The organism is Streptomyces sp. P9-A2 (genome assembly GCF_036634175.1).
In the GTDB taxonomy this organism is placed as follows: domain Bacteria; phylum Actinomycetota; class Actinomycetes; order Streptomycetales; family Streptomycetaceae; genus Streptomyces; species Streptomyces pratens.
Genome location: NZ_JAZIFX010000001.1, coordinates 3,884,468 through 3,906,851, shown reverse-complemented (window position 1 = coordinate 3,906,851; position 22,384 = coordinate 3,884,468). Strand labels below are relative to the sequence as shown.

Annotated in this window: 19 protein-coding genes and 5 tRNA genes; 11 read left to right on the top strand and 13 right to left on the bottom strand. The window is 70.3% G+C overall.

What is annotated here, in order from left to right; all coding sequences use genetic code 11:
- Positions 1 to 28 precede the first annotated feature (28 nt).
- Together purF and purM are read left to right on the top strand one after the other, a co-directional pair.
- Complete coding sequence (purF, locus tag V4Y04_RS17710) at positions 29 to 1,555, top strand: amidophosphoribosyltransferase (RefSeq protein ID WP_332429127.1); 1,527 nt, start codon at positions 29 to 31, stop codon at positions 1,553 to 1,555.
- A 34-nt stretch (positions 1,556 to 1,589) separates the two neighbouring features.
- Positions 1,590 to 2,672, top strand: coding sequence for a phosphoribosylformylglycinamidine cyclo-ligase (gene purM / locus V4Y04_RS17705; protein ID WP_332429125.1), 1,083 nt, complete (start codon positions 1,590 to 1,592; stop codon positions 2,670 to 2,672).
- A gap of 181 nt (positions 2,673 to 2,853) precedes the next feature.
- Here purM and V4Y04_RS17700 read toward each other — a convergent pair whose 3' ends face one another.
- Entirely contained in the window at positions 2,854 to 3,105 is a 252-nt protein-coding gene (locus V4Y04_RS17700) for a DUF3073 domain-containing protein (RefSeq protein ID WP_055604344.1), read from the bottom strand.
- Positions 3,106 to 3,626: 521 nt separating this feature from the next.
- Positions 3,627 to 4,715 carry a Leu/Phe/Val dehydrogenase gene (locus V4Y04_RS17695; protein WP_332429122.1) on the bottom strand — a complete coding sequence of 363 codons (1,089 nt, stop codon included), beginning with the start codon at positions 4,713 to 4,715 and terminating at the stop codon, positions 3,627 to 3,629.
- Positions 4,716 to 5,010: 295 nt separating this feature from the next.
- Here V4Y04_RS17695 and V4Y04_RS17690 point away from each other — a divergent pair, with 295 nt between their 5' ends.
- A complete protein-coding gene (locus V4Y04_RS17690) occupies positions 5,011 to 5,889 on the top strand; it encodes a hypothetical protein (RefSeq protein ID WP_332429120.1) in 879 nt (292 codons plus the stop codon).
- A gap of 621 nt (positions 5,890 to 6,510) precedes the next feature.
- Positions 6,511 to 6,717: a developmental transcriptional regulator BldC gene (gene bldC, locus V4Y04_RS17685; RefSeq protein ID WP_003949541.1), complete on the top strand. Its 207-nt coding sequence runs from the start codon at positions 6,511 to 6,513 to the stop codon at positions 6,715 to 6,717.
- A 552-nt stretch (positions 6,718 to 7,269) separates the two neighbouring features.
- Here the strand turns inward: bldC and V4Y04_RS17680 are convergent.
- The 7 genes from V4Y04_RS17680 to V4Y04_RS17650 form a co-directional block, all read right to left on the bottom strand.
- Positions 7,270 to 7,521, bottom strand: a complete 252-nt coding sequence (locus V4Y04_RS17680; protein ID WP_332429119.1) for a DUF6274 family protein — start codon at positions 7,519 to 7,521, stop codon at positions 7,270 to 7,272.
- 595 nt (positions 7,522 to 8,116) lie between these two features.
- A tRNA-Asp gene (locus tag V4Y04_RS17675) sits at positions 8,117 to 8,191 on the bottom strand.
- Positions 8,192 to 8,318: 127 nt separating this feature from the next.
- Complete coding sequence (gene hrpA, locus V4Y04_RS17670) at positions 8,319 to 12,383, bottom strand: ATP-dependent RNA helicase HrpA (RefSeq protein ID WP_332429118.1); 4,065 nt, start codon at positions 12,381 to 12,383, stop codon at positions 8,319 to 8,321.
- Positions 12,384 to 12,524: 141 nt separating this feature from the next.
- A tRNA-Phe gene (locus V4Y04_RS17665) sits at positions 12,525 to 12,598 on the bottom strand.
- 24 nt (positions 12,599 to 12,622) lie between these two features.
- Positions 12,623 to 12,697 (bottom strand) — tRNA-Asp (locus V4Y04_RS17660).
- Between the two features lie 35 nt (positions 12,698 to 12,732).
- Positions 12,733 to 12,805 (bottom strand) — tRNA-Glu (locus V4Y04_RS17655).
- A gap of 80 nt (positions 12,806 to 12,885) precedes the next feature.
- The gene (locus V4Y04_RS17650) at positions 12,886 to 14,562 is read right to left on the bottom strand and encodes a metallophosphoesterase family protein (RefSeq protein WP_332429117.1); all 1,677 of its coding nucleotides are present in this window, start codon (positions 14,560 to 14,562) and stop codon (positions 12,886 to 12,888) included.
- Positions 14,563 to 14,647: 85 nt separating this feature from the next.
- On the opposite strand from V4Y04_RS17650, the gene V4Y04_RS17645 reads away from it, so the two are divergent.
- The 7 genes from V4Y04_RS17645 to V4Y04_RS17615 all read left to right on the top strand — a co-directional run bounded on the left by V4Y04_RS17645 (position 14,648) and on the right by V4Y04_RS17615 (position 20,570).
- Positions 14,648 to 14,998: a metallopeptidase family protein gene (locus V4Y04_RS17645; RefSeq protein ID WP_055593280.1), complete on the top strand. Its 351-nt coding sequence runs from the start codon at positions 14,648 to 14,650 to the stop codon at positions 14,996 to 14,998.
- A gap of 95 nt (positions 14,999 to 15,093) precedes the next feature.
- Complete coding sequence (locus V4Y04_RS17640; RefSeq protein ID WP_332429116.1) at positions 15,094 to 15,642, top strand: hypothetical protein; 549 nt, start codon at positions 15,094 to 15,096, stop codon at positions 15,640 to 15,642.
- Between the two features lie 239 nt (positions 15,643 to 15,881).
- Complete coding sequence (locus tag V4Y04_RS17635; protein ID WP_332429115.1) at positions 15,882 to 18,200, top strand: DEAD/DEAH box helicase; 2,319 nt, start codon at positions 15,882 to 15,884, stop codon at positions 18,198 to 18,200.
- Positions 18,201 to 18,353: 153 nt separating this feature from the next.
- Positions 18,354 to 18,426, top strand: a tRNA-Lys gene (locus V4Y04_RS17630).
- 666 nt (positions 18,427 to 19,092) lie between these two features.
- Positions 19,093 to 19,467, top strand: coding sequence for a VOC family protein (locus V4Y04_RS17625; protein ID WP_332429113.1), 375 nt, complete (start codon positions 19,093 to 19,095; stop codon positions 19,465 to 19,467).
- Between the two features lie 191 nt (positions 19,468 to 19,658).
- The gene (locus V4Y04_RS17620; RefSeq protein WP_332429112.1) at positions 19,659 to 20,201 is read left to right on the top strand and encodes a GNAT family N-acetyltransferase; all 543 of its coding nucleotides are present in this window, start codon (positions 19,659 to 19,661) and stop codon (positions 20,199 to 20,201) included.
- A 147-nt stretch (positions 20,202 to 20,348) separates the two neighbouring features.
- Positions 20,349 to 20,570 carry a hypothetical protein gene (locus tag V4Y04_RS17615; protein ID WP_332429111.1) on the top strand — a complete coding sequence of 74 codons (222 nt, stop codon included), beginning with the start codon at positions 20,349 to 20,351 and terminating at the stop codon, positions 20,568 to 20,570.
- 82 nt (positions 20,571 to 20,652) lie between these two features.
- On the opposite strand, the gene V4Y04_RS17610 is transcribed toward V4Y04_RS17615, so the two are convergent.
- The 4 genes from V4Y04_RS17610 to V4Y04_RS17595 all read right to left on the bottom strand — a co-directional run bounded on the left by V4Y04_RS17610 (position 20,653) and on the right by V4Y04_RS17595 (position 22,327).
- Positions 20,653 to 20,895 (bottom strand): hypothetical protein, encoded by a 243-nt coding sequence (locus V4Y04_RS17610; protein ID WP_332429110.1) that lies wholly within the window; start codon positions 20,893 to 20,895, stop codon positions 20,653 to 20,655.
- Between the two features lie 20 nt (positions 20,896 to 20,915).
- Positions 20,916 to 21,281 carry a hypothetical protein gene (locus tag V4Y04_RS17605; protein ID WP_332429108.1) on the bottom strand — a complete coding sequence of 122 codons (366 nt, stop codon included), beginning with the start codon at positions 21,279 to 21,281 and terminating at the stop codon, positions 20,916 to 20,918.
- Between the two features lies 1 nt (position 21,282).
- On the bottom strand, positions 21,283 to 21,768 hold the full coding sequence (locus V4Y04_RS17600; protein WP_332429107.1) for a TetR/AcrR family transcriptional regulator: 486 nt from the start codon (positions 21,766 to 21,768) through the stop codon (positions 21,283 to 21,285).
- A 163-nt stretch (positions 21,769 to 21,931) separates the two neighbouring features.
- Positions 21,932 to 22,327: a hypothetical protein gene (locus tag V4Y04_RS17595; protein WP_332429106.1), complete on the bottom strand. Its 396-nt coding sequence runs from the start codon at positions 22,325 to 22,327 to the stop codon at positions 21,932 to 21,934.
- Positions 22,328 to 22,384: the final 57 nt, after the last annotated feature.

The window sequence follows — 22,384 nt, the reverse complement described above, 5'->3', positions numbered from 1 at the left end:
GCACTCGATCTCGCCTACACTCGGTGGCGTGCCACGTGGTGACGGACGACTCAACCACGACCTGCTCCCTGGAGAGAAGGGCCCCCAGGACGCCTGCGGCGTCTTCGGTGTCTGGGCTCCGGGCGAAGAGGTCGCCAAGCTCACGTACTTCGGGCTCTACGCCCTCCAGCATCGGGGCCAGGAATCCGCGGGTATCGCGGTCAGCAACGGCTCCCAGATCCTCGTCTTCAAGGACATGGGCCTGGTTTCCCAGGTCTTCGACGAGACCTCGCTCGGTTCGCTCCAGGGTCATATAGCGGTCGGTCACGCCCGCTACTCGACCACCGGCGCCTCCGTGTGGGAGAACGCCCAGCCGACCTTCCGTGCCACCGCGCAGGGATCGATCGCGCTCGGCCACAACGGCAACCTGGTCAACACGGCGGAGCTCGCCGAGCTGGTCGCCGAACTCCCCAAGGAGAACGGCCGCGCCCCGAGGGCGGCGGTCACCAACGACACCGACCTGATCACCGCCCTGCTGGCCGGCCAGCACGCCGCCGACGGCGAACCGGTGACCGTGGAGCAGGCCGCGCACGTGGTCCTTCCACAGGTGAAGGGCGCTTTCAGCCTCGTCTTCATGGACGAGAACACGTTGTACGCGGCCCGCGACCCGCAGGGCATCCGCCCGCTGGTCCTCGGCCGCCTGGAGCGCGGCTGGGTGGTGGCCTCCGAGTCCGCCGCCCTGGACATCTGCGGCGCCAGCTATGTGCGCGAGATCGAGCCGGGCGAGTTCGTCGCCATCGACGAGAACGGCCTGCGCTCCTCCCGGTTCGCGGAAGCGAAGCCCAAGGGCTGTGTTTTCGAGTACGTGTACCTGGCCCGCCCGGACACCGACATCGCCGGACGCAACGTCTATCTGTCGCGTGTGGAGATGGGCCGCCGCCTCGCCAAGGAGGCGCCCGCCGAAGCCGACCTGGTGATAGCGACACCGGAGTCCGGCACCCCGGCCGCCATCGGCTACGCGGAGGCGTCCGGCATCCCCTTCGGCGCCGGTCTGGTCAAGAACGCGTACGTCGGACGGACGTTCATCCAGCCGTCGCAGACCATCCGGCAGCTCGGCATCCGCCTGAAGCTGAACCCGCTCAAGGAAGTCATCAAGGGCAAGCGCCTGGTCGTCGTCGACGACTCGATCGTGCGCGGCAACACCCAGCGCGCCCTGGTCCGCATGCTCCGTGAGGCGGGCGCCGCCGAGGTGCATATCCGGATCTCCTCGCCGCCCGTGAAGTGGCCCTGCTTCTTCGGCATCGACTTCGCGACCCGCGCCGAACTCATCGCCAACGGCATGTCCGTCGAGGAGATCGGGACCACACTGGGCGCCGACTCCCTGTCGTACATCTCCCTCGACGGCATGATCGAGGCGACGACCATCGCCAAGCCGAACCTGTGCCGGGCCTGCTTCGACGGCGAGTACCCGATGGATCTGCCCGACCCGGAGCTCCTCGGCAAGCGGCTGCTGGAGACCGAGCTGGCCGCCGGTACGGCCGAGCCGGCCGCGGTCGACGCGATCCGCCGCCCGTAAGCCCTGCCGCAACGAGACGAAGGCTCTCACAGTCATGTCTGAGAACACTGGCGCCGGCCCCGCGGCGGCGTCCTACAAGACCGCGGGCGTCGACATCGACGCGGGCGACCGAGCGGTCGATCTGATGAAGGAGTGGGTCAGGAAGACCCGGCGTCCCGAGGTCCTCGGCGGCCTCGGGGGCTTCGCCGGCCTCTTCGACGTCTCCGCGCTGAAGAACTACGAGCGTCCCCTGCTCGCCTCCGCCACGGACGGCGTCGGCACCAAGGTCGACATCGCCCGCCGGATGGGCGTCTACGACACCATCGGCCACGACCTGGTGGCCATGGTGATGGACGACATCGTGGTGTGCGGCGCGGAGCCGCTGTTCATGACCGACTACATCTGCGTCGGCAAGGTCCACCCCGAGCGGGTCGCCGCGATCGTCAAGGGCATCGCCGAGGGCTGTGTGCTGGCCGGCTGCGCCCTGGTCGGCGGTGAGACGGCCGAGCACCCGGGCCTGCTGGGCGAGGACGACTTCGACGTCGCCGGCGCCGGTACGGGCGTCGTGGAGGCCGACCGGCTGCTCGGCCCGGACCGTATCCGCGAGGGCGACACGGTCATCGCCATGGCCGCCTCCGGACTTCACTCGAACGGGTATTCGCTGGTCCGGCACGTCCTGCTGAACCATGCCGGACTCGCCCTGGAGAGCCACATCGACGACCTGGGCCGCACCCTCGGCGAGGAGCTCCTGGAGCCCACCCGGATCTACTCGCTGGACTGCCTGGCCCTGATGCGCACCACCGAGGTGCACGCCTTCAGCCACGTCACCGGCGGCGGCCTCGCGGCCAACCTGGCCCGTGTCGTCCCCGACGGGCTGCACGCGGTCGTGGACCGCTCCACCTGGACCCCGGGCCCGGTCTTCGACCTCGTCGGCCGCACCGGTTCGGTCGAGCGCCTGGAGCTGGAGCGGACCCTCAACATGGGCGTCGGCATGATCGCGATCGTGCCGGAGGAGTCCACGGACGTGGCGCTGACCACACTGGCCGACCGGGGGCTGGACGCCTGGGTGGCCGGCGCGGTCACCGGCCGCGGCGACCGGACCACGGGAGCGGAACTGGTGGGTGACTACGCGGGCTGAGCGAGCCGGGCGTGCCGGGTGACCGGTTGTGCTCGGGCGTCCTGACGCCCGAGCACGCGGACATGCGAAAGGCACCGAGCACGCGGAGCGCACCCGGTACGGAGCCCGCCCGTGCGGGCGGGCAGCACAGAACCCGGTCGGTGACCGGAGTCACCGACCGGGCTGGTGGTTCAGTGCAAGGTCAAGCGCCACGACGTTGTGGCGGGGACTGGCCGTCCTCGTCATCGTCGTCCTCATAGAGGTCGGCGTACCGTGCGTACAGATCGTCATCCTGCTCATCGTCCTCAACAGGGTCACCAATGACATTCGGTGACGTGTTCGAAGGCGATGCGCCCAGCTCCTCAGCCAGGCGTGCGAGATCTGTCCCGCCGCTGTTGTACTTCAGCTGGCGGGCGACCTTCGTCTGCTTGGCCTTGGCCCGGCCGCGCCCCATGGCTCGACCCCCTCAACGACGGGGCTCGACGGCCCCAGAGTCTTGACACGCGTTCATGGTCCGGAACGGACTCTCCTTGGAGAGGCCGGTCCGTAGGGCTCCCACGGTACCTGAGCCCACGCCCATACGGTACGTCGCCCGTATGACGTGGCCCCGTCCGGGACCCTCGGGACACCCTGTTCTCCCTGGTCACGTGCGTTTTCAAGCACTTGTCGGGGGGCGACCCGCCGGGAGAAGTGAGAGTTCTCTCGAAGTGGCACTCCGCGGGTACCGGTCAAATGTGCGAACGGCGTGCGGGGCGGACCCACCGGCCCGCCCCGCCCCCGCCCTCCGTGCCGCACATGCCCCGTGCGCGCCTCGACGCGTCACGCAGGTGCCCGTACGCGCCCCGTATGCCTCACGACCTTTGTCCCGTACAGCTCTCGTACGGGAGCTGTACGGCCCCCGTACAGCCCTTGTACGGCCCCCGTACAGGGCCCGGTACAGGGGCCGTGCGCTCCGGTACGGCTTCCGTGCGGGGTTCAGCGTGAAGCGCGCGCCTCCGCCATCCGCTGTTCGGCGATCCGGTCGGCCGCCGCGGCCGGCGGAATCCCGTCCGACTTCGCACGTGCGAATATGGCGAGCGTGGTGTCGAAGATCTTCGCCGCCTTCGCCCTGCACCGGTCGAAGTCGAAGCCGTGCAGCTCGTCGGCGACCTGGATGACACCGCCGGCGTTCACCACGTAGTCGGGCGCGTAGAGGATCCCGCGGTCGGCGAGGTCCTTCTCGACACCCGGGTGGGCGAGCTGGTTGTTGGCGGCGCCGCAGACCACCGCGGCGGTCAGCACCGGCACGCTGTCGTCGTTCAGCGCGCCGCCCAGTGCGCACGGGGCGTACACGTCCAGGCCCTCGGTGCGGATCAGCGCCTCGGTGTCGGCGACGGCCGTGACGCCCTGCGGGTGCCGGTCCAGGACCCGTCGTACGGCGTCCTCGCGCACGTCGGTGATCACGACCTCGGCCCCCTCCTTGCGCAGGTGACCGACCAGGTGGTGGCCGACCTTGCCGACGCCCGCCACACCGATCCTGCGGCCGCGCAGCGAGGGGTCGCCCCACAGGTGCTGGGCCGAGGCCCGCATTCCCTGGTAGACGCCGAACGCGGTGAGGACGGACGAGTCGCCGGCGCCGCCGTTCTCGGGGGAGCGGCCGGTGGTCCAGCGGCACTCGCGGGCCACGACGTCCATGTCGGCGACATAGGTGCCGACGTCGCAGGCGGTGACGTACCGGCCGCCCAGTGAGGCGACGAACCGGCCGTAGGCGAGCAGCAGCTCCTCGGTCTTGTCCGTCCCGGGGTCGCCGATGATCACGGCCTTGCCGCCGCCGTGGTCGAGGCCGGCCATGGCGTTCTTGTACGACATTCCGCGCGCGAGGTTCAGCGCGTCGGCGACGGCCTCCTCCTCGGTCGCGTACGGGTAGAAGCGCGTGCCGCCGAGGGCGGGGCCCAGGGCGGTGGAGTGGAGGGCGATGACGGCCTTGAGGCCACTGGCACGGTCCTGGCAGAGCACGACTTGCTCGTGACCGCCCTGCTCCGAACGGAACAGGGTGTGCAGGACGCCGTCAGATACGTCGGTCACGGTGGTGACTCCTGAGTAAGTAGCGGCGGGTGGACACAGTTCCCGAAACTCCCCCGCGCTTGTGGCTGTGGGGGCGGTGGCGGAGGCTGTGAGCACGAGGTTAGAGCCTGCCGCCCACGGGGGCGGCAACGTGTCCAGGATCACCCCCGCGCGGCTTTCCGCGCGGGAGCGCCGTGCGACGATTCGCCGGGATCGCCCGTATGTCCGTGCCGTCCGTTCGCCGTCCGTTCGCCGCCCGGGCGCCCGTGGGCGGACCCGCAGGTTTTCGCGCCGGTGCGCGGGGGAGGGAGCAGGCGTGCCCAAGGTCTCCTCGGTGATCGTCCCCTACGCGGCCTACCTGCGCGTGTACGAACCACTGACCGCCTTCCCCGAGCCGGAGCGCGGTCACTGGGCCCGTTATGCCCGCCGCCCCGACCTCCCCTCCTACCAGGACGAACTCCGCCTGGCCCTGGCCGACGTCGTGCCGACGCCACCGGTCCCGGTCCCGGTGCGGGAGAGCGAGGACGCGTTCGTGCTGGAGATCGACGGCGTGGTCTGCGTCTGCCCCTGGCGCACCCGGCTGCGCGGCTGGCAGGCACTGGGAGAGCTCGCCGAGGAGTTCCCCCTGCCGGTCCTGGACGCGCTCCTGCCCCCGTTCGTACGGCGCCAGGCCGCCGAGGACTACGAGCGCTGGCTGACGGCCCACCCCGACGCACGGCCGTGGATCCGCACCGCGACCTGGCAGGTGCCGATCAACTGGTTCGTGCTGGTCTCGGACGAGGAACGCGAGTACGAGGAGGGCGCCCGGGGCGCACCCGGTTCCGTCGGCTCCACGAGCTCCACCGGCGAGGCCCCCGTTCTGCGGTACCGCACTCCCATGGTCGAGGCGCGCCGTCGGGTGGCGCGCGGGCTGCGGGCCCTGAGGACCGCCATGGACGAGGGGCCGCTGATCGACGGTCTGGTGGACGTGGGGCGCTGGCTGGAGGAGTTCCATCCGCGGTCACTGGTCGAACTGGATTACGGCGGCCTGGTGCACGCCCTGCCGGCCGGCGCGCTGGAGGACGACCACTCCGCGGCGGATGTGGCCGAGGGGATCGCGGCGCTGCGCCGCGGCGACGGGGAGACCGCGGGGGAGGCGTACGGGCGGCTGGTGGAGCGCTGGCGCTCGGTCCGGGACCTGCGGTCGGCCAACTGACGGCCGGCCGCGGAGGGTCGGGGCCCGGCCGATGTTCCGGTGGGGCTCGGGAAGGGCCCGGTCGGCCGTTCCGGCCGCGGTAACGAACTGGCGTTTGACCAAACGCCCTTCTTGGGGTTTTGTCGTCGCCCTGAGGTTTCGTCAGCCTGGACCGGACAGCGGACGTACGAGCCTATCCGGGCGTATGCCCCAAGCCGGTCAAGGGTGACGGACCGCACGTACGCGGCCCTTGCGCCCCTTGCCCCCCCTCGTGCCAAAATAGGACAAGGAGTCCGGGGAGGACTCCTCCGTCCTGCTGTGCTCGACTATGGGCGGAATCTCAGCATTGCCTGCTTTGGGGGGACCAGTGCCTCCTGATCGCGCCTGTGACTGATCGTCACAAGCGCGTGACTGTCCGCTATGGCATGGTCCATCGGCTTCCGCGGCTGATGAACACCTGGGAGGGCAATTCCATCGGTTTGGCCGACGCGGCTGGACGGATGGTGTAGTTGTAGTGCCGAGGACAAGCCGTTCGTCCTATAACCGACTCGACTCGCGTCCGCCATTTCGGGCAACGCGGGTCAAGGTGCAGAATTTAGAGGAAAGAACCGAGAAGGTTCGGTTCTCCCGAGGAGGCCGCTCATGACCGCTCGCACCCCTGATGCCGAGCCGCTGCTGACCCCGGCTGAGGTCGCCACCATGTTCCGCGTGGACCCGAAGACGGTCACGCGTTGGGCGAAGGCCGGCAAGCTCACGTCGATCCGCACGCTCGGCGGGCATCGCCGTTACCGCGAAGCCGAGGTCCGCGCCCTGCTCGCGGGCATTCCGCAGCAGCGCAGCGAGGCCTGAACAACTGAATAACCCGGACAAACCGGCTGGTCCCCCAACTCGCCGAGGTGTTCGGGCCCCTAGCTCCACACGACGTGGGGACTGCCCCAACAGGCCCCTCGCCCAAGCCGATCAGAGCTTTCCCGGCAGCTGAACCGGGTGCGTCGTCGATCGCGCTGGACTCCGCCGAGTCCAGCGCGATTTTTTTGTGCGGTGCGCCCCCGGTGGTGTGCCGGTGCGGTACCCACGGGGCCCGTGCGGGTTCCGTGCGGGCCCCGTGCGGGTTCCCTACGGGGTTCCCTGCGCGGGCTCGTCCGGCTTCGGGGGTGCCTGTGAGGTCGCCTGTGCGGAGGTTTGTGCGGGCCTCCGAGGGTGGTGCAATTGCACATATTAAATTGACTTGTTGCAGGGGGTGGGTAGGTACCGGACTTCCCGAAACTCACACGGTGACACCCGTCACATCCCGGTCGTCTTGTTGGGCCACCGGCATATGCGCTAGGGCGGCGGGCGTTGGGTGCGATGAGGGGCAACTCGGTTGCGAGGCCAGGAGGCTGGGGGGTTGGGGCGGCTGGGCTAGGCGGTGGGGGCGCCCTCGCCTTCGACGCGCTCCGGGGGGCGCTCCGTGGACTCGGCCGGACGTAAGGGGTCGGCGGGGCGCGGGGGCCGCTCGGTGTGCTCGGTGGTGGCGGGGGGAGCGGAGTCCATGGCCAGCCGCAACAGGCGGTGGCAGACCGGGCAGTGCCGGGTGGCATGCCCGAACGACGAGGCGGCCGACAGGTGTGCGCGGAGCAACGCCTGTGTCTCGTGCCTGGCCGGTGCCGGCATGTGCCACCTCCCGTGGCCGCGCCGAGGGCGGCCCTGCTCTCTGAGGTACCCAGGGAATCCCGCTCCGTCAAGCCGTCCGGGCTCCCGCCGGAGGGCCGCAGGGGCGCACGAAGCGGAGCGAGGGCCTCCCGAACCCTCAGGACCACCTGAAAGGCCCTCAGTCGGCCGGTGAGGGGCGTTGGGTGGCGGATATCGGCAGTGGGGCAGGGTCGCGGGTACGGGGAGGGGGGTGCGGGACGTATGAGACGGGTCCCACTGCTGGGGCGGGCGCGGCCTCCCCGGCGACAGGGTTGCGGGGGAGGGGGCAGGCCGGGGACGCGGGTAGGGCCTCACGCGAGGGTGGGGCCCTGCTGGCGGGATGTGCTGTGTCCGACGGCGGCTGTCGCCGCGGGCGAGGTCCGGTGCCCGTCCCCCTTGGCGCGGGGAATGCGGAGGGGCCCCGTCGTGATGACGGGGCCCCTCCGGTCATGCGGTCCTGACGGGATGTGCTGTGTCCGAGGGCGGCTGTCGCCGCGGGCGCGGTCCGGTGCCCGTCCCCCTTGGCGCGGGGAATGGGGAAGGGCCCCGTCGTGATGACGGGGCCCTTCCAATCGTGCGGTCCTGACGGGATTTGAACCCGCGGCCTCCACCTTGACAGGGTGGCGAGCACTCCAAACTGCTCCACAGGACCTGGAGCCCCTCCCAGGCCTTTAGGGTGCTGGGGGAGTTTCGCAGTGCGATTGTTGCCTTGCGCTGCGAAAAGAGACTGTACAGGAGCCGCGGCCCGCTGGTCGAGCTCACTCTGCGTGGCGTGCCTGTCACGGGGCGGCGGCGTCGATCGCCTTCACGATCCGCTTGTCCGAGACCGGGTACGCGGTGCCCAGCGCATGGGCGAAATAGCTGACCCGGAGCTCCTCGATCATCCAGCGGATGTCCAGCACCCGCTGCGGCACGGGCTGTCCCTGGGGCAGCTGTTCCAGCAGCCAGGCGTACTCGTCCCGCATCTCGTGGACCTTCTCCATGCGGGCCGTGTCCCGCTGGACGTTCGCCGGCATCTGCTGGAGGCGGCGGTCCACGGCCACCAGGTACCGCATCAGGTCCGGCAGCCGGCGCAGCCCCGTCTCCGTCACGAACCCCGGCTTCACCAGGGCGTCCAGCTGCCCGCGTACGTCCTGGAGATTGGCCTGCAGCGCGGGGCTTCGTGCGCCCTTCAGGCGCCGTTCGCACGCCTGCCAGGCGGCCAGTACCTGCTGTACCTGGCCCACCGCGCGGACGGTCGTGTCGACGATCTCGGCGCGCACCTTCTCGTACAGCTTGCGGTACGACTCCTCGTCCCACACGGGCCCGCCGAAGTCCGCGATCAGCCGGTCCGCCGCCGCCATCGCGCAGTCGTCGAACAGCGCCTGGATGGAACCGTGCGGATTCGCCGACAGGGCGAGCTTCTGGGGGTTCGTCAACTTCTCGGATGCGAACTTCGCAGGGTTCACCGGGATATTGCGCAGGATCAGGCGGCGCGTGCCCTTCCACATCGCCGGCTGCTGCTCCGTCTCCGTGTCGAAGAGGCGTACGGAGACGGTGTCGCCGTCGTCGACCAGTGCGGGGAACGCCTTCACCGGCTGACCGGCCCGCCGTGTCTCGAAGACACGGGTCAGCGCGCCGACGGTCCAGTCGGTCAGACCCGTCCGCTCCAGTGACTCGCCGCCCTCGCGCTGGGCCGTGGCGGCCGCCGCCTGGGAGAGCGCCTGGCGGGCCTTCGGCTTCAGCCGGAGCCGGAGCGCTTCCAGATCCTTGTCCTCGGCGATCTTCCGGCGCCGCTCGTCGACGATCCGGAAGGTGATCTTCAAATGGTCGGGGACCTTGGACCAGTCGAAGTCGTCCGCGTCGAACGGCACCCCGACCATGCGTTTCAGTTCGCGGGCCATCGTCGTGGTCAGCGGCTCCTGGAGAGGCACCGCCCGCTCCAGGAACGTTTTCGCGTAGTTCGGCGCCGGCACGTAGTTGCGGCGGATCGGCTTGGGGAGGGAACGGATCAGCTCCGTGACGACCTCCTCCCGCAGGCCCGGGATCTGCCAGTCGAAGCTCTCGTCCGTGACCTGGTTCAGCACCTGCAGCGGCACATGGACCGTCACCCCGTCGGCGTCCGCACCCGGCTCGAACTGGTACGTCACCCGGAACGTGAGGGCACCCTGCCGCCAGGAGTCCGGATAGTCGGCCTTGGTGACGGCCTCGGCCGACTCGCGGATGAGCATCTCGCGCTCGAAGTCGAGGAGGTCCGGCTGCTCGTGCCGTTCGTGCTTCCACCACGAGTCGAAGTGCGCCCCCGACACGACATGGTCGGGCACCCGCTGGTCGTAGAAGTCGAACAGGGTCTCGTCGTCGACCAGGATGTTCCGCCGCCGTGCCCGGTGCTCCAGCTCCTCGACCTCGGTGAGCAGCCTGCGGTTGTCCGCGAAGAACTTGTGGTGCGTGCGCCAGTCGCCCTCGACCAGCGCGTTGCGGATGAACAGCTCACGCGACACCTCGGCGTCGATCCGGCCGTAGTTCACCTTCCGCTGGGCGACGATCGGTACGCCGTACAGCGTGACCTTCTCGTACGCCATCACCGCGGCCTGGTCCTTCTCCCAGTGCGGCTCGCTGTACGTGCGCTTCAGCAGGTGCTCGGCGAGCGGTTCGACCCACTCCGGCTCGACCTTCGCGTTGACCCGCGCCCACAGCCGGGACGTCTCGACGAGCTCCGCCGACATCACGAACCGCGGCTGCTTCTTGAACAGTGCCGAACCCGGGAAGATCGCGAACTTGGCGTTGCGCGCGCCCACGTACTCGCCGCGCCCGCCGCCGTCCTTGCGACCGTTCCCGTCCTTGCGCCCGGCCTGAACGGAGTCCTTCGACTCCTCCACGTCCTTCATCCCGATGTGGGAGAGCAGGCCCGAGAGGAGGGAGACGTGGATGCGGTCGCCGGGGGCGTCCTCCTCGTTGAGGTGGATGCCCATCTGCTTGGCGACCGTGCGCAGCTGCGTGTAGATGTCCTGCCACTCACGGATCCGCAGGAAGTTCAGGTACTCCTGCTTGCACATGCGCCTGAAGGACGACGAGCCGCGCTCCTTCTGCTGCTCCCGCACGTAGCGCCACAGGTTGAGGTAGGCGAGGAAGTCGCTGGTCTCGTCCCGGAACCGGGCGTGCTGCTGGTCCGCCTGGGTCTGCTTGTCGGCCGGCCGCTCGCGCGGGTCCTGGATGGACAGCGCCGCCGCGATCACCATGACCTCGCGGACACAGCCGTTGCGGTCCGCCTCCAGCACCATGCGCGCCAGCCGCGGGTCGACCGGCAACTGGGCCAGCTTCCGCCCGGTCTCCGTCAGCCGCTTGCGGGGGTCCTTCTGCGCCGGATCGAGGGCGTTGAGCTCCTGGAGCAGCTGCACGCCGTCACGGATGTTCCGGTGGTCCGGCGGGTCGATGAAGGGGAACTTCTCGATCTCGCCGAGGCCCGCCGCCGTCATCTGCAGGATGACCGACGCCAGGTTGGTACGAAGGATCTCCGCGTCCGTGAACTCCGGGCGGGCGACGAAGTCGTCCTCGCTGTACAGCCGGATGCAGATGCCGTCCGACGTACGCCCGCAGCGGCCCTTGCGCTGGTTGGCGCTGGCCTGCGACACCGCCTCGATCGGCAGCCGCTGCACCTTGGTGCGGTGGCTGTAGCGGGAGATCCGCGCGAACCCGGGGTCGATGACGTACTTGATGCCCGGCACCGTCAGTGACGTCTCCGCGACGTTGGTCGCCAGAACGATCCTGCGGCCGCTGTGCTGCTGGAAGACACGGTGCTGCTCGGCGTGCGAGAGCCGCGCGTAGAGCGGCAGCACCTCGGTGCGGGGGAGCGCCTTCTTCGTCAGCGCGTCCGCCGTGTCCCGGATCTCCCGCTCGCCGGACAGGAAGACCAGGATGTCGCCGGGCCCCTCGGCCATCAGCTCCTCGACCGCGTCGGTGATCGCGGTGATCTGATCGCGGTCGGCGTCCTCGGAGTCCTCCTCGAGCAGCGGCCGGTACCGCACCTCGACGGGATACGTACGACCACTGACCTCGATGATCGGCGCGTCGTCGAAGTGCCGGGAGAACCGCTCCGGGTCGATGGTCGCCGAGGTGATGACGACCTTCAGGTCCGGGCGCCTGGGCAGCAGCCGGGCGAGATAGCCCAGCAGGAAGTCGATGTTCAGCGACCGCTCGTGGGCCTCGTCGATGATGATCGTGTCGTAGGCGAGCAGCTCGCGGTCCGTCTGGATCTCGGCGAGCAGAATGCCGTCGGTCATCAGCTTCACGAAGGTGGCGTCCGGACTCACCTGGTCGGTGAACCGCACCTTCCAGCCGACGGCCTCCCCGAGGGGGGTGTCCAGCTCCTCCGCGACCCGCTCCGCGACCGTGCGGGCGGCGATCCGGCGGGGCTGGGTGTGCCCGATCATCCCGCGGACGCCCCGGCCCAGCTCCATGCAGATCTTCGGGATCTGCGTGGTCTTGCCGGAACCCGTCTCACCCGCGACGATCACCACCTGGTGATCGCGGATGGCCTCGGCGATCGCGTCCTTCTTCTGGCTGACCGGCAACTGCTCCGGATACGTGATCGCCGGTACCCGTGCCCGCCGCCCGGCCATCCGCTCCTCGGCCTTGGCGACCTCCGCCTCGATCTCACCGAGCACGGTGGCCTTGGCCTCCGGCTTACGGATCCTGCGTGCGCCCTCGAGCCTGCGCCCGAGCCGCTGCGTGTCGCGCAACGAGAGCTTGGTCAGGCGAGAGGCGAGAGCGCCGAAGGAAGGGGCGCCGGATGAGGGGGTGTCGGAGGAAGGGGCGCCGGTGGAGAGGGCGCCGGAGGAGGGGGCGGAGGCAGGGTGCGTGGACATACGGGAACCAGGATCTCATTCTCGAGAATTCTGTGGCGAACGGTTTTGGCCCGCACGCCCGGCCCTCGCCGCACTTCGAGCCGCCAGGACCGGTGAGTGCACAAGAACACCCCCTCCGGAACCCGGAGGGGGTGTGCGTTGTGGCTGGGGCCGGGGTCGAACCGGCGACCTATCGCTTTTCAGGCGATCGCTCGTACCAACTGAGCTACCCAGCCACGAGGTTTCACGTGAAACCTCAGCGGTCCTGACGGGATTTGAACCCGCGGCCTCCACCTTGACAGGGTGGCGAGCACTCCAAACTGCTCCACAGGACCAAGCTTCGTACGACAGTGTCGCACAGGGTGGTGCGTGCCCCCAACGGGATTCGAACCCGTGCTACCGCCTTGAAAGGGCGGCGTCCTAGGCCGCTAGACGATGAGGGCTATCGGCCCGCCTGGGCGCTTCGCAGCGCGTCGGGGACGTCCGAAGCATATGTGATGCCGGGAGGGATCGCCAAAACGGTTTACGGGGTGGGTGCCGAGGGGGTGGGAGAGGGGAGCCGTGTGGGCGGCGGGGGCGACGGCGGGGAGGGGGAGCCGGAAGGGGAGTCAGCGGGCGATCCTGTGGGTGAACCGGACGGGGAGCCGGACGGGGACGCGCCCGGCTGGTTCTCCTCCGGGAGGTGCCGGCTGACCTCTGCCGTGGTCAGGCCCAGGCCGCCCAGTCTGATCGAGTCCCAGGCCTGGAGACGGCGGGTGTCACGGTCGAAGTAGAGGATCGAGGTCTCGATCGGGTCGGGGTGGTCGCCCTCGATCGCGCGCAGGCCGCTGCCGCCGGTGGAGCCCTCGATGCGGAGCCGGGTGCCGTACTTCATGACCTCGGTCTTCTGGCGGTGGACGTGCCCGGCCAGGACGAGGGGTACCGTGCCGTCGACCTCGCGGGCCGCCGACGGTTCATGGGCGAGCGCCACATCGACCGGGGTGCCGGCGGCCCGCTGGTCCCGCAGGGCGGAGGCCAGGCGGGCGCCCGCGAGTTCCTGGGACTGTTCGGCGCCGGGCTTCTTGGAGCGGTCCGGGGTGAACTGAGGGTCGCCGATGCCGGCGAAGCGCAGGCCCGCGACGGTTCTGGCCCGGCCGTCGTCCAGGACGTGGACGTTCTCGAGGCCTTCGAGATAGCGCTGGGTGACGGGCGAGTCGTGGTTGCCGCGGACCCAGACGTAGGGGGCGCCGAGGTCCTCGATGGGGTCGAGGAAGCCGTTCTCGGCGGCGGTGCCGTGGTCCATGGTGTCGCCGGTGTCGACGATGACGTCCACCCGGTACTGCTTGACGAGCGAGGCGATGATCGCCCAGCTCGCGGGGTTGAGGTGGATGTCGGAGACGTGCAGGACCCGGAGGGTGGACGGGTCGGGCTGGTAGACGGGGAGTGTGGAGGTGGCGTCGTAGAGCTTCGTCACGTTGGTGACCAGGCGGGCCAGCTCCTTCTGGTAGACGTCGAACTCCGTGACGATGCTGCGGGCGTTGCCGACCAGGGAGGGCGCCGAGGAGAGCAGCCCGGAGAACCTCGGTTCGAGGACGGAGTCCGGGTTCCAGGTGGCGTAAGCGGTACCGCCGGACGCGGCCAGAAGGGTGAGGGCGAGACCGCCCGCGGCCAGCGCCCGGCGCGGGCGGCGATAGACGGCGAGACCGAGAGCGGTGGCGCCGGTGACGACGGCGACGACGGAGCGCACGGCGAGGTCGGCGGTGCCGCGGGCGATGTCCTGGGTGACTTCGTCCTGGAGTCCGGAGAGGCGCTCGGGGTGGTCCACGAGGGCCTGGGAGCGGGCGGGGTCCAGCTGGTCGACGTTCACGTCGAGGCGGACGGGGGCGTGGTGGCTGTCGAGTTCGAGGGCGCCCAGGGGGGACACGTTGATCTTCGTGCCGCCCGTGAGGGACGGGCGCAGGGTCATGGTCGTGTCCATGGGGCCGACCGGGACGCGCACATTGCCCACGATCAGCAGGCCGAGCCAGGCGCCCAGCAGGACGACGGCGAAGAGTCCGGCGACGCGCTTCCAGGGCCGGGACGGCCGGGCGGTGAGTGTGCCGGCGACGGCCGTGGTGGCCGGGGCGGCGGGGCGGCGGGAGTGGTGACGGCGGGTGAGGGCTCGCGGGACCCTTCGGAGGCGGTGTCGGAGGTTCCTGACTGCGGAGGGGACGCGTGCCATTGATCCCGTATGCCCATACGGCGCGCCGGATATGCGGGGTGCTCGACGGGACTCGTACGGATGGGTCATGGCCGACAATGGCCCTGTGCTGGAGATGACGCGTGGGGAGTTCGAGGAACTGGTCGCCGAGGCGCTCGACCGGATCCCGCCGGAGCTGACGCGGCTGATGGACAACGTCGCGGTGTTCGTCGAGGACGAGCCGCCGGCGGACGATCCCGAGCTGCTGGGGCTGTACGAGGGGACCCCGCTGACCGAGCGTGGCGAGTGGTACGCGGGGGTACTGCCGGACCGGATCACCATCTACCGGGGGCCGACCCTGCGGATGTGCGAATCCCGGGAGGACGTCGTCGCCGAGGCGGAGATCACCGTGGTGCACGAGATCGCGCATCACTTCGGGATCGACGACGCCCGACTGCACGCACTCGGCTACGGATAGGTCACCGGCTTGTCACCGGTGTGCTGACGGCGTGTCCTCTTGCGGGCGGTGGGAGTTGGGCAGTCCGACCCAGTGTCCCGACCGGAGGTGGCCTCGTGCGCCCCTTGTACGTATCCGTCCGCCTGGCCGCCACCGTCCTGGCCGCCGCCGCTGCCGCCGGCTGTATGAGCGTCGGTGGGGAGGGGCCGGCCGGGGCCGAGCCGTCGCATTCCGCGGAGCGTTCGGAGGGCGGGGGGCCCGACGGGGGGCCCGAGGCGCCGGGCGACAAGGGCGGTCATGGTGCCGCGGCGGCCGAGGGCGGGAGAGAGCACCGTGAGGGCGGCGGCAAGAAGGGCGAGCAGGGTGAGCGGAAGAAGGGCGGGGCGGGAGCCTCGCCCGCCGCCGGAGCGTCGCCCTCCCCGGGGGCGAGCGGGCCGGCGCCGGACGACGGCGGGCCGGGTGAGCCGGCGGGACCGACCCCTGACAGCCGGCCGGAACCGCCGGAGCCCACCCGGCCAGTGGATCCGGAGCCCACACAGGTGCCGCCGGAGCCCTCGGTCCCGCCGGAGCCGACGGCCGCGGAGCCGTCCTCGTCGGCACACGAGCCGCCGGAGACCCAACTGGTGCACCGGGAGCCCGCGCCGGAGGCGGGGGCTCCGGTCTGATAACCTACTTCAGTGCCTCGTGCCACCGCTGTGAGCTCCCGGTTTGCTTTTGGGGGTACAGGGTGCGTATGGTGGCAGATCGTTTGATCCTATTTGCCCGGCGCCACTGCAGAGCGCGCCGTGTGGCGCGTACTCTCCCCTTACCGTGGTGGACCGCATCGAGGCGGTCATATTGCGAATTGCGAATCACGGAGTTGACGGGCGCGTGCCGAAGAGACTCCGGAAGGTTTCGCATTCGTATGCCCATCGCCAGTACTGATCATGTCGTCGTGCCCGAGAACACCGAGGACGCCGACACCATCACCACCGCAACAGTCACCGCTGACATCGTCACCGATGTCGCGGACGTCATCACCGACGACATCGACACCATCGACGTCGCCACCGATGTCGACGTCACCGACGACGTCACCGACGACGTCACCGACGACGTCATCGACGACGTCACCGAAGACGGTGACAGCGCGGACAGCACCCCCGAGCTCACCTTCGCCTCCCTCGGCCTGCCCGAGGGCGTCGTGCGCAAGCTCACGCAGAACGGCGTGACCAGCCCCTTCCCGATCCAGGCGGCGACCATCCCGGACGCCCTGAACGGCAAGGACATCCTCGGCCGCGGCCGCACCGGCTCCGGCAAGACCCTCGCCTTCGGTCTGTCGACGCTGACCACGCTGGCCGGCGGCCGGACCGAGAAGCACAAGCCGCGCGCCCTCATCCTGACGCCGACGCGTGAGCTCGCCATGCAGGTGGCCGACGCGCTCCAGCCGTACGGGGATGTCCTCGGGCTGAAGATGAAGGTCGTCTGCGGCGGTACCTCCATGGGCAACCAGATCTACGCCCTCGAGCGCGGTGTCGACGTCCTGGTCGCCACCCCCGGCCGCCTGCGCGACATCATCAACCGCGGCGCGTGCTCCCTGGAGAACGTGCAGATCGCCGTCCTCGACGAGGCCGACCAGATGTCGGACCTGGGCTTCCTGCCCGAGGTCACCGAGCTGCTCGACCAGATCCCGGCGGGCGGTCAGCGGATGCTGTTCTCCGCGACCATGGAGAACGAGATCAAGACGCTCGTCGACCGGTACCTGAAGGACCCGGTCCACCACGAGGTCGACGCCGCCCAGGGCGCCGTCACGACGATGTCGCACCACATCCTGGTCGTGAAGCCGAAGGACAAGGCACCGGTCACCGCGGCCATCGCCTCCCGCAAGGGCCGCACCATCATCTTCGTCCGTACCCAGCTGGGCGCGGACCGGATCGCCGACCAGCTGCGCGAGGCGGGCGCCAAGGCCGACGCGCTGCACGGCGGCATGACGCAGGGCGCGCGGACGCGGACGCTGGCCGACTTCAAGGACGGCTACGTCAACGTCCTGGTCGCCACGGACGTCGCCGCGCGCGGTATCCACGTCGACGGCATCGACCTGGTGCTGAACGTGGACCCGGCCGGCGACCACAAGGACTACCTGCACCGGGCCGGCCGTACGGCGCGGGCCGGCCGCACCGGCACCGTCGTGTCGCTGTCCCTGCCGCACCAGCGGCGCCAGATCTTCCGGCTGATGGAGGACGCGGGCGTGGACGCCACGCGTCACATCATCCAGGGCGGTGCGGCCTTCGACCCGGAGCTCGCCGAGATCACCGGCGCCCGGTCGATGACCGAGGTCCAGGCCGAGTCGGCGGGCAAGGCGGCCCAGCAGGCCGAGCGCGAGGCCGCCCAGCTCACCAAGGAACTGGAGCGGGCGCAGCGCCGGGCCTCCGAACTGCGGGAGGAGGCGGACCGGCTGGTCGCCAGGGCCGCCCGCGAGCGGGGCGAGGACCCGGAGGCGGCAGTGGCCGAGGCGGCCACCGAGGCGTCGGCCCAGGCCGAGGTCTCGCTGCCGGAGCAGCAGACCGCACGCGACACCGAGCGCTCCGACCGCCGCGACGGCTTCCGTCGTGACGACCGGGGTGACCGCGGTGGCGACCGTGGTGGCCGTCCGTTCGAGCGTCGTGACGACCGCGGTGGCTTCAACCGCGACCGTGACCGTGACCGCGGTGGTGACCGTGGTGGTTTCCGCCGGGACGACAGCCGGGGCGACAGCCGCGGCGGTGACCGTGGTGGCCGTCCGTTCGAGCGTCGTGACGACCGCGGTGGCTTCAACCGCGACCGTGACCGTGACCGCGGTGGTGACCGTGGTGGTTTCCGCCGGGACGACAGCCGGGACGACAGCCGGGGCGACAGCCGCGGCGGTGACCGTGGTGGCCGTCCGTTCGAGCGTCGTGACGACCGCCGTGACGGCGACCGTGGTGGCCGTCCGTTCGAGCGCCGTGACGACCGTGGCGGCTTCAACCGCGACCGTGACCGCGGTGGTGACCGTCCCGGCTTCCGCCGTGACGACCGGGGTGAGCGCGGTGAGCGCACCGGCCACCGTGGCAGCGACCGTCCGGTCAACCGCGACCGCCAGGGCGAGCGCCCCGGCTTCCGCTCCGGCGCCTCCCACGACCGCCCGTACGGCCGTCGTGACGAGCACCGCGGCGGTGGCTCCTTCGGCCGCCGCGAGGACAAGCCGCGCTGGAAGCGCAACGGCTGATCCCGGCACACCGGAATGACGTGACAGGGCCCGTACGACATCCGTCGTGCGGGCCCTGCCGCATGCGGAGGGGACACGTCCGGGTCTGTCGCACCGATACCCGATCAACGACGCGTCCACGTCCCGCTATGCTCGTGGAGGCAACATCGCCTGGGGCCCTTAGCTCAATTGGCAGAGCAGTGGACTTTTAATCCATTGGTTGTGGGTTCGAGTCCCACAGGGCCCACCGGACCCCTCGGGGTCGTGACCCCCGCTGACCTGGTCAGACGGGGGTTCCGTCTTTTCCGGGGCCTGATCGGCGGCTGAATCCGTAGCCGGGGTGGTCACCGAGTGGTCACGCTGGCCCGCTGCTGGTCCGAGCGGCGCCGTCTTCCTGGCGCGCGGCACGAGAGCTGAGGCGCGGTCCGCGGCATCCCGCCCAACTCCGCCGAGCAGATGCGAATACGTGTCCGACGTGATCGAGATGGAGCTGTGACCGAGCCGCTCGGATCCGATGGCGAGGCCGGCGCCGGGTGCGGCATGAGCGACACCTGACCGTGGTGCAGGTCCTGCAGCCGCAGCCGCAGCCGCAGCCGCAGCCGCAGCCGCAGCCGCAGCCGCAGCCGCAGCCGGCGCAGTCGCCGCCGCTGTTCGTCGGGAAGGTGGGGTGGGCGGCGTGCAAGGGGGCGGAAGTCTCCGGGAGCCCGGTTCGAGGAGTGAGCGGGCGACGTTCGCGTAGTGGATGGCGGATCCCGCTGCCGCTTCCCTTCTGGGTAAAACACCGGTGGTGGTCCGGCGTGCCGCTGCGCATGCCCGCTGCGCATGCCTACCGTGCATGCCCGCTGCGGCGGTGGGTACGACCTCTCCCGTACGGGGCGTCGCGCAATCGGCTGAAGAGCGAAGGGTGTCGGAAGTGATCCGAAAGCTGCAGGCGGTCGCGCTGGACTGCGCTGATCCGGTACGGCTCGCCGAGTTCTACGCGGAACTGCTCGGTGGCAGGGTGATCGCGGACCCTGATGAGCCCGACTGGGTCGAGGTGCACGGTTTTGAAGGAATTCCGCTGGCCTGCCAGCGGGTTGACGGCTACCGACCGCCCGCCTGGCCCGACCAGGAGCGCCCGCAGCAACTCCACCTGGACTTCGACGTGGATGACCTCGACGGGGAGGAGGAGCGGGCGCTCGCCCTCGGTGCGACCGTGCTGGAGCGGACGGACCGGATCCGCCCGGGGGCCAACTGGCGGATCTACGCGGACCCGGCCGGTCATCCGTTCTGTCTCTGCCTCCACTGAGTCCCTCGGGCCCACTGCCCCGGCTCGATGGCTGCCGCCGCCGCACGAACAGGAGCTACGAGCGCAGAGCCGAGTACTTCCCGGCCCTCGTCGGTATCGCCGCTGCCCTCGCCCATCGCCGCCGCTGCACCACCCGGGCCGGCCTCCTCATTCGTTTGCCGCAGGCCGGCCCGGTCCGATAGGAAGCTTGAATGCTGAGGAGTGGCAAGGTCGGGCTGAGGGCCCGGCACGAGGAGGACATCCCGGTCCTGCGGGCCGAGCTCTACGACGACGTGGCCAACGCCTCGCGGGCCGAAGGCGGGCCGTGGCGGCCGATCACGCCCGGCTCGAAGGACGCGCGGCTCGTCGTGGACGACAAGGAGCAGGGGCGCGTCCCGTTCTCCGTGGTGGAGCTGGACGGCGGCACGCTGGTCGGCACCGCGGCGCTGTGGGGCATCGACAACCACAACCGGTCCGCGCACATCGGGCTGGGGCTGCTGCCGTCCTCGCGCGGCAAGGGCTACGGCACCGACGTGGTCGCGGTGCTGTGCCACTACGGCTTCGTCGTACGCGGCCTGCAGCGGCTGCAGATCGAGACGCTGTCGGACAACGCCGCGATGTTGCGCTCCGCCGAGCGCAACGGCTTCGTCCGCGAGGGCGTGCTGCGTTCCTCGGCCTGGGTGATGGGCGAGTTCATGGACGAGGTGCTGCTCGGGCTCCTCGTCCAAGACTGGAAGCCGGACCCGATGGGATAGCTGCCGTCCGACGGTCAAGGGCGGGTCGTGGAGCCGACAACCTGGTCGGAGCGCAGGGGATGGCGGCGATGAGGGCGAGCTGTTCGGGGCCCGGAAGCGATGTGAAAGGCTCCGGCTCCGGCTCTGGCTCCGCAAAGGTTGTTCTTCATGTCCGTTGTTCCGCTGCTCCTTGGGCTGGTCTGTCTCGCCTTCGGTCTGGCGCTGACCACGAATCACCGCGGTTTCCGGGACCGACTGGCGGTGTCGCCCGTCAGCTTGGCCCCGGGCGATGACAGGGTTCCGGGCACATTCAAGGCTGTCGGCGTGATGGCGACCGTCCTGGGAGCCTTCGGGACGGTCTTCGGAGTGGTCTTCGTCATCTTTTCGTAGGCCTGTGTGCTCATCGTCATGACTGAGCTCCATGCGCATGACCAGGCCCGACCGGTGTGTCTTGCCTGCGGGGCGGCCGGCGTCACGGCGGGCCACCCCGCAGGAGTTGTCGGCGGTCGGGGCTTCCTGGGACGTGGTGCAGGTTGTACGAACCGGGCTTGCGCGCCTCATTGGACAGGTGCTTGACGATTCCCGTGCGCACGAGTTGCTTGAGCTTCGCGCCGGGGCGGCCAGCGATGCGGAACCACACCGCGACGCCGTACCTGTGGGCGAACCGGAAGATGCCGCCACGTCGGCCGAGGCCGATGCACCGACCGGCGGACACGCTGCTGGTTCCTGTGCCGTTCAGCCGCGTGCGACGGCCTGTTCTATGAGGTGGACGGTGGCCCGGGGGTCGTCGACTTCGAGGACGAGCCGGTCGTAGTGCTCGGCGTCGGCGAGCTGGATGACGATCGCCTTGTCCGGGTTCTTCACGTCCCAGAACAGCCGTTCACCGTCGCGGCGGAAGCGGCCTGCGGTGATCAGTCCGGGAAAGTGCGTGCCGCCGACCTTGACGCCCTTGGGTTCGCGGGCGATACCGGGGTCGTGCGTGGCACCGCGTATGTGGGCGAGGGGGATCTCCAGGCGGCTGCTGAATGTCCAGAGCTTGTCGAGGCCCTGGAACTCGGCGGTCAGCAGGCCTCGTTCGCGGTCGATGGAGATCAGGGCCATGTCAGTGCTCCTTGGAGGGGGTCGGCTGGGCTCGCAGCCGCAGACGGGTGCCGAGGACGGTGGAGGTGAGCTGAGGGGCGTTGTCACCGTGGGAGGGGCGCAGGGCGTCCTCCAGCGCCGTGATCCCTTCCGCGACCAGCGCGGCGACGTCCGGGTCATGGGGTGCGCGTTCGGCGGCGGAGAGGAGCAGGAGCCCGGCTGCCGGACCGTTGTCGTACGACGCGATCGCCGCGGCCAGGGCCTGTTCGGGGTCGGTGAGCGTGGCGATGGCCGCGGCGGCCGGGTGGATCTCGTGGTCGAGGTGCGTGCGGAGAGCGGTCAGATGCAGGCTTCGTTTGGAGCCGAAGACCTTGTACAGGCTGCCCCGGTGGATGCCGGTGGCGGTGACCAGGTCGTCGACCGAAGTGCCCTCGTAGCCGTGGGTGGCGAAGAGGGTGGCTGCGGTACGGACGGCCTGATCGGTGTCGAAGGCGCGTGGTCGTCCCATGTCCATGACCGTACGGGATTGAAGAACGATCGGTCAAGAACGAACGTTCTTTAATGGCTGGACGGGCTGGACGGGCTGGACGGGCTGGACGGGCTGGGTGGACGGGTGGGCGAGCGGGTGAGTGGTGGATGCGGCGCTGGTGGCCGTGATCTTCCGTTCCGGGTTACGCCGTGAGGCGGCGGTAGGCCGCGCGGGCGTGGGTCAGGCGGGCGGCGGTCGTACCGGCGACGGTGGCCGCGAGCAGGCAGCTGAGCCAGAGCGTGTCCCTGGAGCCGGTCCAGGTGAGGCTGCCGACGGGCGGTATCGCGAAGCCGTTGAGGAACAGCCGGCGCAGGGCCGTCGTGCCGGGGGCCGCGGTGAACCGCGCGCACACGCCGAGGATGGCGGCGAGCAGGGACAGGGCCGCCAGCGTGAGTTCGGGGCGGTCCGGGCCCACGACCGTGTGGGACAGGACCACCACCGTCAGCGCGCCGCCGAAGGCGCCGGCCCATATCAACGGCGTGGTGAAGGGCTGCGGCACCGGCCTCGGACCGGTGCCGAGGGCGACCCACTCGACCATGCTGACGCTCCCCTTCCAGCGGCCCCCTTCCGGCGCTCCCCGGTGCCGGCCCGATAG